Annotated in this window: 2 protein-coding genes (1 of these 2 cut by a window edge); both read right to left on the minus strand. The window is 64.4% G+C overall.

All coding sequences use genetic code 11. From position 1 onward, the window contains the following. Positions 1-17,844, minus strand: coding sequence for a non-ribosomal peptide synthase/polyketide synthase (locus CKW11_RS23525; protein WP_095139603.1), 17,844 nt, complete (start codon positions 17,842-17,844; stop codon positions 1-3). After that, positions 17,841-18,291: the 3' portion of a non-ribosomal peptide synthetase gene (locus CKW11_RS23530; protein WP_095139604.1), read on the minus strand. The gene runs 12,563 nt beyond the window's last position; the window shows 451 of its 13,014 coding nt (coding positions 12,564-13,014); its start codon lies off the right edge, out of view; it ends in the stop codon at positions 17,841-17,843. Before CKW11_RS23530 ends, CKW11_RS23525 begins: the two co-directional genes overlap by 4 nt.

The raw sequence follows: 18,291 nt of genomic DNA on the forward strand, positions 1-18,291 counted from the left end.
TCAGGACAGCACTTCGCCGACCGCCAGAGTCAGACCGTCATGCCACCACGCGGCGAAACTGAAGACGTTGGGCGACTTGAGAATCGTGAAGTGGTTGCCCGGGCCATACCACACCGCCAGATCGCTGACCTGCCGCTGCCAGCCTTCGAGCACTGCCGCGTGTTCGCGCTGATTGCCCCACTCGTCCAGCGTCGGGTCGTCGACCAGCACCAGCCGCACCGGCCCGTTGTAGGCCAGACGCGGTTGATAGACCGTGCGCAGCGCCGCGGCGAACGTGCGTACCGGGCCGTGCATCGCGTCCGGCGCCGCCCGCTCCGACAACACCCCGGCGCGCACCATGCCTGCGTGCAGCAGACGCAATTGCGTGGTGTCATCGGCGTTGGCGAAGGTCGCAGGATCGATGCCCAGCGATTTGCCACAGGACAATTGCAGGGTGTCGATCAGCCGTTGCAACGCGGCAGTGGCCGTGTACGGCTTGCCCGCCGTGCCGTCACCACCCGGCGCTTCGCTGTCGATCAACGTCAGCGAAGCCACCTCGCGCCCGGCCGCCTGCAACTGCGCCGCCATGGCATGCGCGACCCAGCCGCCGAACGAATGACCGATCAGGTGCAGCGGCCCCTGCGGGTGGATCTGCTCGATGGCTTGCAGGTAGAACGCCGCAGCGGCTTCGACCGCGCTGTGCGGCACACTGACGCCGTCCAGCCCGCGCGGTTGCAAGCCGATGATCGGCCACTCCGGGCCGATCGCCTCGGTCAGGTGAATGAACCCGGTGACACTGTCACCCGCCCCCGGCACGCAGAAAATCGGCGCATGCCCCGGCTGCCCGGTCTGAATCGTCAGCAGCGGTTGATACAGCGTCGGCTCCGGCGTCACCAGAGTTTCCAGCGCCTGAGTGATGGCCTGGCCGAGTGCCTGGATGTGCGGGTGCTTCATCATGGTCCGGTGATCGCCGGGGATGTCGATGCAACGCAGCAAGCCAATGTCGAAGCGCTCTTCCCAGCCGCGCGTCGGGCTCGGCAATGACTGGCCGTCCATCAACTCTTGGGCACGGAACAAGTGGATCGGCTGGCTCGCCGGGCTGACCCGGTAATGCGCCAGCGCCAGACGATGCGCCGCTTCGCGATCAAAGTAATGCCAGGCGTCCGCCGCGCTGACCGTGGCCAGTTCCGGATCGGTCAGTTGCTGCGCCTGACAGCGCTTGAACAGCTCGGGGAAATCCAGTTGTTCGACTTGCGCTTCCAGCGCTTGCACCGCCGCCAGCGCCGTCTCGCTTCCAGCACCAAGCATCAGCGAACGCCCACGGCAATGGCCGAGCAACTGACGCTTGTCGAGGCCCTCGCCGCTCCACATTGCCTTGTCCTGGACGAGTGGGTTTGGCGCGTAGCTGTCGAGCATGCCGATGAATTCCACCGGTTCGTCGAGGCCGAGCAATTGCTGCGCGACCTCATGCGCCAGCACCCCGCCGAACGACCAGCCCGCCAGCCGATACGGGCCGTGTGGCTGCACCGCACGGATGATTCCGACCATGCGCTGCGCCATGCACTCAAGCGTGCGCAATTGCGCTTGCCCAAAGGGTACGCCGGGCAAACCGTAAATCGGGAACTCGCCACCGATGTGCTGGGCCAGCGTCGGGAAGTACACGTCCCTGCCGCTGAATTCATGCAGCAGGAACAGCGGTGTACCGTGCACCCCGGCACGCACCACTACCAGCCCGTCAGGCTGACTGAGCGCCTCATCCTGACTGAGCAGCGCGGCGGCAGACTCGATACTCGGATGCTGGAACAGCTCGGCCAGCGACAATTGCAGTCCGGCCCGTTGCAGCAGATTGACCAGCTTCACCGCCAGCAGCGAGTGCCCGCCGAGTTCGAAGAAGTTGTCGTGACGACCGACCTGTTCTACGCCGAGCACTTCACCCCAGATCTGCGCCAGCGCGGTTTCGACTTCACCCTCGGGCGCCACGTATGGGCGATTGATGACTGCATCTGCCCCTGGCTCCGGCAAGGCTTTGCGATCGATCTTGTCGTTCGGTGTCAGCGGTAAAGCGTCGAGCAGGACAAATGCGCCCGGCACCATGTACTCCGGCAGGCGCTCCAGCACATGCGCGCGCAAGGCCTCCAGACTGGGTGCTTCTACGCCCGAGCGCACGGTGTACCAGGCCACCAGACGCTCATCGCGCACCATCACCACCGCTTGGCGAATTGCCGGATGCTCGATCAACCGCGCCTCGATTTCCCCCGGTTCCAGACGCAAGCCCCGCAGCTTGATCTGGAAGTCATTGCGGCCGAGGAATTCAAGTTCCCCGTGGTTGTTGTAGCGCGCCAGGTCGCCCGTTCGGTACAGGCGATCACCCGCAACAAACAGGCTGTCGATGAAGCGCTCGGCCTGCATTTCCGGCAAGCCGTGATAACCACGCGCCACGCCGACGCCGCCTATGTACAACTCACCGCTGACGCCTTGCGGCACCGGTTGTCCGTAAGCATCGAGCACGTACAGCCGGGTATTGCTCAGTGCTGTGCCGATTGGCACCACGTTGTCCGGCACCGGCATATGCGGTTCAAGCGTCCAGCCCGTGCTGTCCACCGTGGTTTCAGTCGGCCCGTAAACGTTGTGCAAGCGCACCCACGGCAGGCGATCGCGCACTTGGCGCGCCAGCGCTGCGCTGAGTTCACCACCGCCGTTGAGCACATCGGTCAGGCTGGTGCACTGTTCGACACCGTCCTGCTCGATGAACTGCTGCAGTAACGCAGGAACGAACTTGACCACCGTCACCTGATGCTCGCGAATGGTCTGCACCACATACGCCGAATCACGATTGCCGTCCGACCGCGCCAGTACCAGACGCATGCCGGAGCACAGCGGCCAGAAGATCTCCCACACCGAACTGTCGAAGCTGAACGGCGCTTTTTGCAGCAACGCACCGTGTTCGGTCGGGGGCGAAATCTGCGAACCCCAATGCACCATATTGCACGCGCTGCGATGCTCGATCATCACGCCTTTCGGCAGCCCGGTGGAACCCGAGGTGTAGATCATGTAAGCGAGGTTCGAGGCGCTGAGACCAGGCACCTGCAAATCATGATCCGGCAGGTTCTGCCAGGTACTGCGGTCAAGGTCGATCACCGTGACGGCCGCTTCACCGAACAACCGGCGAGTAGCGGTCTGCACCAGCACCGCCACTGGCGTGCTGTCCTTGAGCATGTAGGCCAGACGCTCCGCCGGATACCCCGGATCCAGCGGCACATAGGCACCACCAGCCTTGAGGATGCCGAGCAGACCAACGATCAGATCCAGCCCACGCTCGACGCAGATCGCCACCCGCGCATCCGGCTGCACACCGAGTTCGCGCAGGTGCTGGGCCAAGCAGTTGGCGCGCTGATTGAGCTCGCGGTAGGTCAGGTTTCCCTGCTCGGATTGCAGCGCGACAGCGTCCGGTTTGCGCCGCACCTGGGCTTCAAACAAGCCGTGCAACGGTTGCTCCAGCGGGCAATCGACGGCGCTGGCATTGAAATCGATCAGCAGGCGCTGCTCCTCCTGCGGTGCCAGCAACGGCACTTGCGCCAGCACGGCCTGATCATCGTTGATCAGCGCGGCCAGCAGCCGCTGGAAATAGCCGACGAAACGCTGCACCGTCGACTCATCGAACAACGCCGTGGCATAGCGCAACGAACCGCGAATGCCGTCGTGCGAATCGCCAAGACTCAGCGACAAATCGAATTTCACAAAATGGCTATCGCCGGCCACGCCTTCCAAGGTCAGGTCGCCGAGGGTCAGGCTCGGGCCGTCGTTGTTGTCCCAACTGAGCATGGTCTGGAACAACGCGCTGTGCGACAGACTGCGCAGCGGTTTGCTGATGTCCACCACTTGCTCGAACGGCAGATCCTGATGCGCCTGAGCGTCCAGGGTTTGCGCCTTGACCCGCGCCAGCAGCGCCTCGCCGCTCGGTTCGCCCGAGGTGTCGATGCGCAGCGCCAGGGTGTTGACGAACATGCCGATCAGGCCTTCGATTTCGGCCCGGGTACGGTTGGCCACTGGCGAGCCGATCACCACGTCGCTCTGCCCGGACAAACGACTGAGCAACATCGCCCAGGCGCTCATGATCACCATGTACGGCGTCACCGCGCGACGCTGGCACAAGGCTTTCAAACCGGCGCTCAAATGTTCATCGAGCAGTATATCGACGCGGCTGCCGGCATAGTCCTGCTGTGGCGGCCGCGGACGATCAGTGGGTAGGGTCAGCAAGGCCGGCGCGCCGGCCAGCGTCTGCTGCCAGTAATCGCTTTGACGCTGCAGCACCTCGCCGCTGAGCCAGCGCCGCTGCCACACCGCGTAATCGGTGTATTGCAGCGCCAGCGGCGGCAGCGGATCGTCTTCGCCACGGCTGAAGGCCTGATACAACGCCGCCAGCTCGCGAGTCAGCACGCCCATCGACCAGCCATCGGCGATGATGTGGTGCAGCGTCAACAACAGCACATGATGATCATCAGCCAGACGCACCAGACGTCCGCGCAGCAGCGCATCGTGCTGCAGATTGAAGGAGGCGCAGGCCTGCTCTTCGATCAGACCGCGCAAGGCGTTGTCAGCTTGCGGGTGCTGACGCAAGTCTTCTACCGCCAGCAACAGACCGCTCTCGGCCGGCAGAATAAGCACCTGCGGCTGATCGTCGATCTGGCTGAAACGGCTGCGCAGGGTTTCGTGACGGGCGACGATGCGTGCCAGTGCCCGTTGCAGCGCGTCTTCATCCAGCCGACCGCGCAGGCGCAGACCGACCGGGATGTTGTAGGCGCTGTGGCCGCCATCCATCTGCGCCAGGAACCACAGACGTTGCTGGGCGAAGGACAGCGGCAATACTTGATCACGGGGCGCCGGCAAAATCTCCGGCAAGGTGCTGCGCCCCGCCCGGCTCAGCACCTCGGCGACAGCGGCCAGCTCGGGGTTGGCGAACAGCTCGGCGAGTGTCAGCTCGACGCCCAACTGCTGGCGCACCTGCGACAGCATGCGCATCGCCAGCAACGAATGCCCGCCCAGTTCGAAGAAGTTGTCGTGACGACCGACCTGTTCGAGCTGCAGCAACCCGGCCCAGATCCGCGCCAGATGTTCCTCCAGCGCCGAGATCGGCGCGACATACAGCCGGCTGAGCAGCGCTGCCTGGGTCGGCGCCGGCAGCGCCTTGCGGTCGACCTTGCCGTTGTTGTTCAACGGCAGGACATCCAGTTGCACCCACGCGCTTGGCAGCATGTATTCCGGCAGTCGCGCCAGCAACTGCGCGTGCAGATCGGCGCTGTCCAGGCGCCCGGCGTGGGCGGTGTAGTACGCCACCAGACGGGTGATGTCCTGACCATCGCGGCGCGCCAGCACCACGGCTTCCTTGATCCCCGGGCAGTTGAGCAGGCGGTTTTCGATTTCGCCCAGTTCGATACGGAAACCGCGAATCTTCACCTGATCGTCATTGCGCCCGATGCAATCGAGCTGCCCCGGTGCCAGCCAGCGTGCGAGGTCGCCGGTGCGATACAGCAACGCGCCCGGCTGATCGCTGAACGGATCCTCCAGGAACTTCTCGGCGGTCAGATCGGCGCGGTTCAGATAACCCAGCGCCACGCCCTGCCCGCCGATGTACAACTCGCCGGTCACGCCCATCGGCACCGGCTGCTGATGCGCGTCGAGCACATACACCTGAGTGTTGGAGATCGGCGCGCCAATCGGCACGCTCTCGGCGTTTTCCGCCACTTCACGCACTTCAAACGTCGTGGCGTAAGTGGTGGTTTCGGTCGGGCCGTAGCAATGCACGATGCGCAGCGCCGGCGCCTCGGCCAGCAGTCGACGAAACGCCGCCGGATCGCCACGCTCACCGCCACACAACAGAATGCGCAGGCCTTTCAGCGCCTGCGGAATCAACTGCACGTACTGATTGAACAGCGCGGTGGTGACGAACAGGATCGTCGCCCCGCTGGCGCTCAACTCATGGCCGAACGCGTTTGGATCAAGCAGGGTCTGGTGATCGATCACCACGACGCGCCCGCCGTTGAGCAGCGGCCCCCAGATGTCCATGGTGCTGGCGTCGAACGCCGGGTTGGAGGCGAAGACCACGCGGTCCTGCGCATTGAAATCGGCGTAGCCGTTGTTCAGCACCAGGCGGCCGATGGCGCGGTGCGGCACCATCACGCCTTTCGGGGCGCCGGTGGAGCCGGAGGTGTACATGATGTACGCCAGCGACTCCGAGGACTGCGCCAGATTCGGGTTGTGCGTCGGTTGGCCGCTGAGGGTCAAGCGGTCGAGGTCGATGCGTGGCGCGGCGTAGTCGATGACTTCACCGCTGAGGGTCAGCAACGCCGCTGCCTGACAGTCCTCGACCATGAACGCCTGCCGCTCGCTCGGCGCATTGATATCCAGCGGCACATAGGCCGCCGCGCACTTGGCAATCGCCAGCTGCGCCGCCAGCAATTCCAGCGAACGCGGCAACAGGATCGCCACGTGGTCGCCCGGCTGCACGCCTTGGCTGAGCAAGTGATGCGCTAGACGGTTGGCCTGGGCGTTCAGTTCAAAGTAGCTCAGCGAATGCTCGCCATGCACCACCGCCACCGCTTTAGGATGCGCCGCTGCCTGCTGCTGGAAAATCCCGTGCACGGTCAGGGTTTGCGGGTAATCGCATGCAGTGGCGTTGAAGTCGTAGAGCAAGCGCTGACGCTCAGACTCGGCGAGCAATTGCACCCGCTCCAACACGGTGTGCTCATCGTTGACCATCGCCGCCAGCAGGCGCTGCAAGTAGCCGACATAACGCTCGACGGTCGCTTGATCGAACAACGCCGTGGCGTATCCCAGCGAACCGCGAATCACCCCGTTGACCTCACCCAGGGTCAGGGTCAGGTCGAACTTGGCCACCCGGCCCGGCGCGGCCACCCCTTCAAGACTCAGATCGCCCAGCGCCAGGTTCGGCCCGACGCTGCTGTCCCAGCTCAGCGTGCTCTGGAACAACGGGCTGTGCGCCAGACTGCGCGCCGGCCGGGCGATTTCCACCACTTGCTCGAACGGCAGATCCTGATGCGCCTGCGCCTCCAGCGTGCGCGCCTTGACCCGCGCCAGCAGCGTGGCCACGCTCGGCTCGCCCGAGGTGTCGATGCGCAGGGCCAGGGTGTTGACGAACATGCCGATCAGGCCTTCGATCTCGGCCCGGGTGCGGTTGGCCACCGGCGAGCCGATCACCACGTCGGACTGCCCGGACAGACGACTCAGCAACAGCGACCAGGCACTCATCAGGGTCATGAACAGGGTTACGCCGTGACGCTGACTCAAGGCTTTGAGCCCGGCACTCAGACGTTCATCCAGCCGTACTTCGACGCTGCTCCCGGCAAAGTCTTGCTGTGGCGGACGCGGACGGTCGGTGGGCAGGGTCAGCAAGGCCGGCGCACCGTCGAGGGTCTGCTGCCAGTAATCGCTTTGCCGCTGCAACACTTCACCGCTGAGCCAGCGCCGCTGCCACACGGCGTAGTCGCCGTATTGCAGCGCCAACGGCGGCAATGGATCCGGCTGACCGTGACTGAAGGCCTGATACAGCGCCATCAGCTCACGGGTCAGCACGCCCATCGACCAACCGTCGGCGACGATGTGATGCACGGTCAGCAACAGCACATGATGCTCGTCAGCCAGACGCAGCAGGCGTCCGCGAATCAGTGGATCGTGTTGCAGATCGAAGGCAGTCGCGGCTTCCTGCGCGAGCAGTGCCTGCACCGTAGCTTCGGCCTGTGGATCCTGGCGCAGGTCCTCCACCTGCAACAGCAGGCCGCTATCGACCGGTGCAATCGTCACCTGCGCCTGATCGTCGACGCTGACGAAGCGGCTGCGCAGGGTTGCGTGGCGCGCAACGATCTGCGTCAGTGCGCGCTGCAGGGATTCGACATCGAGTTGCCCGCGCAGGCGCAGGCCAAGCGGAATGTTGTACGCCGAGTTACCGCCGTCCATTTGCGCGAGGAACCACAGGCGTTGTTGGGCGAAGGACAGCGGCAGCGCTTGATCAGGCGCCGCCGGCAAGATCTCCGGCAGCGTGCTGCGCCCGGAGCGGTTCAGCACCTCGGCCACGGCGCTGAGATGCGGGTCGGCAAACAATTCGCTCAAGGGCAATTCAACGCCGAGACGCTGGCGCACCTGCGACAACATGCGCATCGCCAGCAACGAATGTCCGCCGAGTTCGAAGAAGTGGTCATGGCGGCCGATCTGCTCGACTTGCAGGGTTTCGGCCCAGATCTGCGCCAGCGCGGTTTCCAGTTCACCTTGCGGCGCAACGTATTCACGGGTGAACAACGCCGCAGCATCCGGTTCGGGCAAGGCTTTGCGATCGACCTTGCCGTTGTTGTTCAGCGGCAATGCATCAAGTTGCACCCAGGCACTCGGCACCATGTATTCCGGCAATTGCGTCTGCAAATGCTCACGCAGGTCAGCCAGTTCCAGCGTGCCGTCGTGCGCGGTGTAGTAGGCCACCAGCCGCAGCGGTTCCTGACCATCGCGCCGAGCGAGCACCACCGCTTCGTTGATCCCCGGGTAGCCCAGCAGACGATTTTCGATCTCGCCGAGTTCGATGCGGAAACCACGGATTTTCACCTGATCGTCATTGCGCCCGATGCAATCGAGCTGCCCCGGCGCCAGCCAGCGCACGAGGTCGCCGGTGCGATACAACAGCGCGCCCGGACGGTCGCTGAACGGATCGGGGAGGAACTTTTCCGCCGTCAGATCGGCACGGTTCAGATAACCCAGCGCCACGCCCTGCCCGCCGATGTACAACTCGCCGGTCACGCCCATCGGCACCGGCTGCTGATGCGCGTCGAGCACATACACCTGGGTGTTGGAGATCGGCCCGCCAATCGGCACGCTTTCGGCGTTTTCCGCCACTTCGTGCACTTCAAACGTGGTGGCGTAAGTGGTGGTTTCGGTCGGGCCGTAGCAATGCACGATGCGCAGCTGCGGCGCCTCGGCCCGCAAGCGGCGGAAGCTTGCCGGATCGCCGCGTTCACCGCCGCACAGAACCATGCGCAAGCCTTTCAGGGCCTGCGGAATCAGTTGCACATACTGGTTGAACAGCGCGGTGGTGACAAACAGGATTGTCGCGCCGCTGTCGCTCAATTCGCGACCGAATGCGTTCGGATCCAGCAGGGTCTGGTGATCGATCACCAGCACGCGCCCGCCGTTGAGCAATGGCCCCCAGATGTCCATGGTGCTGGCGTCGAACGCCGGGTTGGACGCAAACGCCACGCGATCCTGCGGGTTGAAATCGGCGTAACCGTTGTTCAGCACCAGGCGAGCGATGCCACGGTGCGGCACCATCACACCCTTCGGCGTACCGGTGGAACCGGAGGTGTACATGATGTACGCCAGCGACTCCGAGGACTGTGCCAGTTTCGGGTTGTGCGCAGGCTGGTCATTCAGCGTCACGGCATCCAGATCGATGCGCTGCAGTGGATAGTCGATGTTTTCGCCACGCAGGGTCAGCAACGCCACGGCGCGGCTGTCCTCAAGCATGAACGCCTGGCGCTCGCTCGGCGCGTTGATGTCCAGCGGCACATAGGCCGCCGCACACTTGGCAATCGCCAGTTGCGCGACCAACAGCTGCGGCGAGCGCGGCAGCAGGATCGCCACATGATCGCCCGGCTGTACGCCTTGAGCGATCAGGTAGTGGGCCAAGCGGTTGGCCCGATCATTCAAATCGCCATAACTCGACGTTTGCCCGCGATGCACGACAGCGATGGCGTGCGGATCCGCCGCCACTTGCCTTTCGAACAAGGCGTGCACGGTCAGCGCACGCGGGTACTCCCGCTCGGTGGCGTTGAACTCGACCAGCAATTGCCGGCGTTCGTCCGGCGCCAGAATCGACACTTGATCAATGCTCAGTTGCGGTGTCTGTTCCAGTGCCTGCAGCAGGTTGCTCACCGCCCGTTGCAGGTACTCGCAGATGCGTGCGGGATCGATGCCGGGGGCAGCCAGTGCAGTGAAGCCGAAACCTTCGCCGAGGTCATCGACACTCACGCTCAACTGATAGTTGGTGTGCTCCTGGGTATTGAGCAACTGCATGCCTTGCCACGCGTTCGTCGCCTCCGCAGAAGGCGCGCCGGCAGCGGCGCTGTGGCGGTAGTTGAACAGCGTGCTGAACAACGGCGTGCCGGCGGCCATACCACTGCAACGCTGGGCCAGCGCCAATTGCGCATGCTCATGTTGCAGCAGAGCATTCAACTGTTGGTGGGTGGCGAGCGCGGCTTCCTGCGCCGAGCGTTGCCCGAGATCGACGCGCAGCGGCAAGGTGTTGATGAACACCCCCAGCGCGCGTTCGGCGCCCTCGCCCGCCTGCAACCGCCCCAGCAACACGGTGCCGAACACCACGGCGTCACGCCCGGAGAGTTTTCCCAGCACCTGTGCCCAGGCCAGATGCATCAGGCTCGCGGCGCTGATCCCCAGCCGTCGGGCCTTGGCCCTGACGCGCTGACTCAGATCGAGGTCGAGTACCCGGCGTGCTTCTGCGGCGTGGCCCTCGGCAATGCTGTGCTGGCCGTACGGCGCGCTCGGTTCGCTGACGTCACCGAGCATGTCGCGGAAGAACGCTTCATGCGCCTGATCACTGATTGCGCCACGGGTATGCGCCACGTAATTGCGATACGGCACCGGCTCGGCCAGACGTTGCGGCTGACCGCTCAGGAACGCCTGCATTTCATGTTGCAGCACTTCCAGCGCAACGTGGTCCATCACCAGGTGATGGAACAGCAACAACGCCACCACCCGCTGATTGTCTGCGTCCCAGGCGTGCACCACGCGCATCAGCGGTGCCTGATTGACGGCCATGCGGTACTGCGTGGCGTCGAAACGCCGGCGCAATTGCTCCAGTACATCGCCGTCCGTGCCATTCAGCTCCAGCGCTTCGCACACCAGCGGCGCCTCACGCCAGACCACTTGCACCGGGTCTTGCAGCCCGTCCCAGAACAGCGAAGTGCGCAGGATGTCGTGGCGCTGGATTACGTTCTGCAAGGCTTGAGTGAAGGTGTTCAGGCGTTGTTCATCGGCAAACGCGAACTGCGCCTGCAACACGTACGGATCGCCCTGTGCGGCGGACAAATGGTGGAACAGGATGCCGGTCTGCAACGGCGCCAGCGGATAAATATCCTGCACGTTGGCCACGCCGCCGGGGATGCTGGCGACGATGCGGTCGATGCTTGGCTGGTCGAGCGTCACCAGTGATAGCAGCTCGGGAGTGATGCGCGTGCAGTCCGCAGTGATCAGGTTGGCCGGGACTTCGGCCTCCGGTTCACCGCCCACGGCAGCGGCCAGCGCGGCGAGGGTCGGCTGGTTGAACAGCACGCGAATGTCGGCGCTCAGGCCGGCACGGCGCATCCGCGCCACCAGATTCACCGCCAACAGCGAGTGGCCACCGAGTTCGAAGAAATGATCGTGGCGCCCTACCCGCTCAACCTTGAGCAGTTCAGCCCAAAGCTGCGCGAGCGCGATTTCCACTTCGCCGATCGGCGCTTCGTATTCACGGGCGGTCTGCGCCGCCAGATCGGGGGCCGGCAGCGCCTTGCGGTCGAGTTTGCCGTTGGGGCTGAGCGGTAATGCATCGAGATGAACGAACAGCGCGGGCACCATGTAGTCCGGCAGGTGCTCCAGCAAATGGCTGCGCAGCGTTTCGATTTCCAGCGGTGCCCCGGTGTAGTACGCGACCAAACGCTTGTCGCCCGGCACGTCTTCGCGGGCGAGTACGGCGGCTTCCTGAATGCCGTCGATCTGGGTCAGGCGCGCCTGGATCTCGCCGAGTTCAATGCGCAGGCCACGGATCTTCACCTGATCGTCGTTGCGGCCGAGGTATTCGATATTGCCGTCCGGCAGATAGCGGGCGACGTCGCCGGTGCGGTACATCCGCCCATTGGCCTGGAACGGATCGTCGAGGAAGCGTTCGGCGTTCAGTTCCGGGCGATTCAGATAACCGCGCGCCACCTGCACGCCACCGATGTACAGCTCGCCGACCACGCCGTGCGGCACCGGTTGTTGCTGGGCATCGAGGATGTACATGCGGGTGTTGGCGATCGGTTTGCCGATCGGTGTGTTGTCTGGCGTTTGTTCCAGCGGCCCGGCGCAATTCCACGCGGTCACGTCCACTGCCGCTTCGGTCGGGCCGTAGAGGTTGTGCAATTGGCTGCCAGGCAGTTGCTGCTTGAAACGCCGCACCACGCTGCCCGGCAACGCTTCGCCGCTGCACATGACTTGCCGCAGACTGCTGCAACGTGCGGTGTCGGCGTGAGCGAGAAAGACGTCGAGCATCGAGGGAACAAAGTGCAGCGTGGTGATGTGTTCGCGTTCGATGATTTCGCTGAGATACAGCGGATCCTTGTGTCCCTCGGGCCGGGCCATGACTAATCGGGCGCCAGTCATCAACGGCCAGAAGAACTCCCAGACCGAGACGTCGAAGCTGAACGGGGTCTTCTGCAATACGTTGTCGGCCGACGTCAGTTGATAGGCGTCCTGCATCCACAGCAGGCGGTTGACCACCCCGACATGTTCGTTGATCACGCCTTTCGGTAGGCCGGTGGAACCGGAGGTGTAGATCACGTAAGCAGTGTGCTGCGGGGTCAGTTCGGTTACCAAAAGATTGTCCGTCGGCAGCGCTTGCCAGTGCGGCTGATCAAGATCGATCACCGGCACCGCGACTTCGCCGAGCAACGAACGCGTCGAACCCTGTACCAGCACCGCCAGCGGCACGCTGTCCTCCAGCATGTAGGCCAGACGCTCCAGCGGATACGCCGGGTCCAGCGGCACATAACCGCCGCCGGCCTTGAGGATCGCCAGCAGCCCGACCACCATGTCCAGACCGCGTTCGACGCAGAGCGCCACCCGCGCATCCGGGCCTACGCCCAATTCACGCAGATGCCGCGCCAGTTGATTGGCTCGGGCGTTGAGTTCGGCGTAGCTGAGTTGCTGCTCACCCGCGACCACGGCGGGCGCCTGCGGCGAGCGCACCACTTGCGCCTCGAACAAGCCGTGAATGGTCTGCTCAAGGTTGTAATCGACCGCCGTGGCATTGAACTCGACCAACAAGCGCTGCTGTTCTTCCGGCGCCAGCAGCGGCGCCTGCTCCAGCAGCGCCTGATCGTTGGCGACCATCGCCTGCAACAGGCGCAGGAAGTAACCGACGAAGCGCTCGACCGTGCTCTGGTCGAACAACGCTGTGGCGTATTCCAGCGATCCGCGAATGATGCCGTTGGACTCACTGAGGCTCAGCGACAGGTCGAACTTGGCGAAGTGGCTCGGCTCGGCCACGCCTTCCAGCGTCAGTTCGCCGAGGGCCAGCGCCGGGCTTTCGAGGCCATCCCAACTGAGCAAGGTCTGGAACAACGGGCTGTGCGCCAGGCTGCGCACGGGCCGGGTGATTTCCACCACTTGCTCGAACGGCAGATCCTGATGCGCCTGCGCTTGCAGGGTTTGCGCCTTGACCCGCGCCAACAGCGCTTCGACGCTCAGCTCGCCCGAGGTGTCGATGCGCAGGGCCAGGGTGTTGACGAACATGCCGATCAGGCCTTCGATTTCGGCGCGGGTGCGGTTGGCCACTGGCGAACCGATCACCACTTCAGCTTGCCCGGACAAGCGGCTGAGCAGCATCGCCCAGGCACTCATCAGCGTCATGTACAGGGTCACGCCGTGGCGCTGGCCCAAGGCTTTGAGCCCGGCGCTCAAACGTTCGTCGAGCACTACGGCTACGCTGCTGCCGGCATAGTCCTGCTGCGCCGGGCGCGGGCGATCGGTCGGCAGCATCAACAGCGCCGGGGCGCCAGCGAGGGTCCGTTGCCAGTATTCGCTCTGGCGTTGCAACACCTCGCCGCTGAGCCAGCGCCGCTGCCACACCGCGTAGTCGGTGTATTGCAGCGCCAGCGGCGGCAATGGATCCGGCTGACCGTGACTGAACGCCTGATACAGCGCCATCAGTTCGCGGGTCAAAACGCCCATCGACCAACCGTCAGAGATGATGTGGTGCAGGGTCAGCAACAGCACATGGTGATCATCCGCCAGGCGTACCAGTCGCCCGCGAATCAACGGATCGTCCTGCAAGTCGAACGGCCCCGAGGCTTCGCCCTGAATCAGCGCCTGCAGGGTTTCCTCGGGTTGCGGGTGCTGACGCAGGTCTTCGACCCGCAGCAGCAGACCGGTGTCCACCGGGGCAATCAGCACTTGCGCTTCGTCGTTGAATTGCGTGAAGCGGCTGCGCAGGGTTTCGTGGCGGGCGACGATCCGCGCCAGTGCGCGTTGCAGCGCCGCGTCGTCGAGACGACCACGCAGACGCAGGGCCACGGGAATGTTGTAGGCGGTGTTGGCGCCTTCCATTTGCGCGAGGAACCACAGGCGTTGTTGGGCGAACGACAGCGGCAACGCGCCGTCACGCGGGACCGGCACGATCTGCGGTTGCGCACAGCGTCCGGCCTCGTTCAGCACTGCCGCGACAGCCGCCAGTTCGGCGTTGGCAAACAGATCGCTCAGCGCCAGCTCGACACCCAGGCGCTGGCGCACTTGCGAGACCATGCGCATCGCCAGCAACGAATGCCCGCCGAGCTCGAAAAAGTGATCCTGACGCCCGACCCGCTCGACTAGCAGCACGTCGGCCCAGATCTGCGCCAGCGCGGTTTCCACCTCGCCTTCGGGCGCTGCGTACTCGCGGGTGAACAGCGCTGCCAGATCCGGCGCCGGCAAGGCCTTGCGGTCGACCTTGCCATTGGCGGTCAGCGGCAACGCGGCGAGTTTGACGAACGCGCTCGGCACCATGTATTCCGGCAAACGGCTGAGCAATTGCGCGCGCAACTCGCCCACCGGCAGCGCTTCGACCTGCGCCTGCTCGGTGAAGTACGCCACCAGTCGTGGCTGGCCGGGTTGATCTTCGCGAGCGAGCAGCACCGCTTCCTGAATCCCCGGCAACTGGTTGAGGCAGGTTTCGATCTCGCCCAGCTCGATGCGCACGCCACGGATCTTCACCTGGTCGTCGTTGCGCCCCAGGTACTCGATGTTGCCGTCTTCACGCCAGCGTGCAAGGTCGCCGGTGCGGTACATCCGCGCATTCGGCAAGGGGCTGAACGGGTCGCGCAGAAAGCGCTCGGCGGTCATGTCCGGGCGATTCAGGTAGCCACGGGCGACCCCGGCACCGCCGACGTACAGCTCACCGGCAACGCCAAGCGGCACCGGGCGCTGTTGTTCGTCGAGCAGGTACACCGTGGCATTGCTCAGCGGTTTGCCGATGTGCAGCGCGTCGCCGCTTTGCACCAAACCTGAGGTGGCGACCACTGTGGCCTCGGTCGGGCCGTAGTTGTTGATCACGTCGAAATGCTGATTGCGATTGAACTGCCGCAAGCGGTCGCCGCCGATCAGCAGCGTACGCAGGGTCGGGTGTTCGAGGTTCTGGCTGAAGGCGTATTCGGCCACCGGGGTCGGCAGGAAACTCACGTCCAGCGGCTGCGCGCACCACCACGCGAGCAAGGCATCGATGTCTTCGCCGCCCTCGTGGTTCGGCGCCAGATGCAGGGTCGCGCCCGCGCACAACGCCGGCCAGACTTCCCAGGCCATCGCATCGAAGCCGAAACCGGCGAGGCTTGAGGTGTGACGCCCGGCACAGAGGTCGAACGCGGTGCAGTGCCAGTCGACCAGATTGCTCAGGGTGTGATGCTCGACCATCACCCCTTTGGGCAGGCCGGTGGAGCCGGAGGTGTAGATCACATAGGCCAGGTGCGCGGTGCTCAGACCCGGTACCTGCGGGTTTTGTGTGGCAGTCAGTGGCCAGTTGCAGTGATCGAGGTCGAGCACCGGGACGTTTAGCGCCGGCAGTCGCTCGCGCAGATGACTTTGGGTCAGTACGGCGACTGGCGCGCTGTCGTCGAGCAGGTAGTTCAAGCGCTCCGCCGGATGCGCCGGATCAATCGGCACGTAACCGGCGCCGGCCTTGAGGATCGCCACCAGCCCGACCAGGGTGTCCAGCCCGCGACGGGCGACGATGGCGACACGGTCGTCGGGTTTCACGCCCAAACCGATCAGATGCTGCGCCAAGGCATTGGCCTGACGATTGAGTTCGGCGTAGGTCAGTTGCGCGTCGGCAAACACTGCCGCCAGCGCGTCCGGCCGTGCGGCCACCTGCGCCTCGAAACACTGCTGAATGGTCTGTGCCGTCGGGAAATCCACATGGGTGGCATTGAAGCCGAGCAGCACCTGTTCAAGCTCTGCCGCCGGCAGAATCGGCAGTTGGTTGATCGGTGTCTGCGGCGCCTGCTCCAACGCAAGCACGAGGTTTTCCAGCGCGCAGTGCAGGTAGTCGCAGATACGCTGCGGATCGGTCTGCGTGCTCGCCAGCAAGGTCAGACTGAAGGCGTCACCGAGGTCATCGACACTCATCGTCAACGGATAGTTGCTGCGCTCTTCGGAGTGCAACGTGGAGATACCGTCCCACGCCGCAAGGGTTTCGGCACTGGCGGTGGTGACGTTGTGGCTGTGGCGATAGTTGAGCAGCGTGCTGAACAGCGGCGTCGGCGCCACCACGTGACTGCAGCGCTGAGCCAGGGCCAGCGGTGCGTGTTCGTGACGCATCAGCGTAGTCAGCCGGGCGTGGGTGGCGTTGACTGCCGCGCGCACATCCTGGCCGTCGATGTTCACCCGCAACGGCAAGGTGTTGATGAAAATCCCCAGCGCCCGGTCAATCGCTTCGGCGCCTTGCATGCGACCCATCAGCACCGTGCCGAAGACCACCTGCTGCTTGCCGGTCAGCGCGGCCAGCACTTGCGCCCAGCCGAGATGGAACAGGCTGGCGACACTGACGCCAAGGGTTCGCGCCTGCGCCCGCAGACGCTGGCCCAATAGCGCCGCGACCGGCACGCTGAGTTCGACGATTTCGCTGCCGTCACCCTGCACATCCTGCAGACCATAAGGCAGCGTCGGCTCGTCGATATCGCTGAGCATCTCGCGGAAGAATGCCTCGTGCTCGGCCTCGCTGACACCCAGACGCGCCTGCGCCACGTAGTTGCGAAACGGCACCGGGCGCCCGAGCAGTTCACGCTGCCCGGTGAGGCAGGCGCGCATTTCGTGGCGCACCACGTCGAGGGCCGAGTGGTCGAGCGCCATGTGATGGAACAACAGCGTGGCGATCACCCGTTGCCCGGCTTCATCCCAGGCATGGGCCAGACGCATCAGCGGCGCCTGGGTAACGTCGAGGCGGAAATGCCGGGCATCAAAGCGCTCGTGCAGATACGCCAGCACGTCGCCATTTGCATCAGGCAACGTCACCTCTTCCACCGGCAGTTCGGCCCGGCGCCAGACCACCTGCACCGGCGCGTCCAGTCCTGCCCAATGCACAGCGGTGCGCAGAATGTCATGGCGATCGATCACGCTTTGCAGCGCTTGAGCGAACGCTTGAAAACGCTCACGGCTGGCGAAAGCGAAATGCGACTGCATGACATACGGATCACCGTCACCGCCACTGACGTGGTGATACAGGATGCCTTCCTGCAGCGGCGCCAGCGGGTAGATGTCCTGCACGTTGGCTGCGCCGCCGGGGACTTGTGCGACGAGGTGGTCGATGGTCGCCTGGTCGAGTTCGACCAGCGTCAGCATCGCCGAGGTGATGCGCGTGGTGTCCGAGACGATGCCATTGGCTGGCACCTCGACCTGACCATGCTTGCTGGCAGAGTACTGCCCGGCCTTGATCAGTTCGATCAGCGCCGGTTTGTGCTCGCGCAACAGCGCCAGCAACGCCGGGTCGTTCAACGCCTGCTTGTTGCCGTTGACCCGCAATTGGTCGTCCGCGACCGCCAGCTGAATATCTTTAGCCTTCAATGTGGCCAACAGTTCGATCACGTTCACAGGACGATCTCCATTCGTTCGGTAATTGCGGCGTAGCCGGCCAGGGTCGGATGTTCGAACAGCGACCTGACATCGGCTTCCATGCCTTCCTGACGCAGCCGGCCGATCAGACTGACCGCCAGCAGCGAGTGACCACCCAGTTCAAAGAAATGATCGTGGCGCCCTACCCGCTCGACGTTGAGCAACTCGGCCCAGAGCCGTGCGAGGGTGATTTCGACGTCGCCCACCGGGGCTTCGTATTCGCGCACCGGCAATGCGGCCTGATCCGGGGCCGGCAGCGCCTTGCGGTCGAGTTTGCCGTTGGGGCTCAGCGGCAGTGCAGCGAGATGCACGAACAGCGCGGGCACCATGTAGTCCGGCAGGTGCTCCAGCAAGTGGCTGCGCAGCACGTCGATTTCCAGGCGTGCCCCGGTGTAGTACGCCACCAGACGCTTGTCGCCGGATGCA

The sequence above is a fragment of the Pseudomonas sp. Irchel s3a10 genome, from assembly GCF_900187525.1.
In the GTDB taxonomy this organism is placed as follows: domain Bacteria; phylum Pseudomonadota; class Gammaproteobacteria; order Pseudomonadales; family Pseudomonadaceae; genus Aquipseudomonas; species Aquipseudomonas koreensis_G.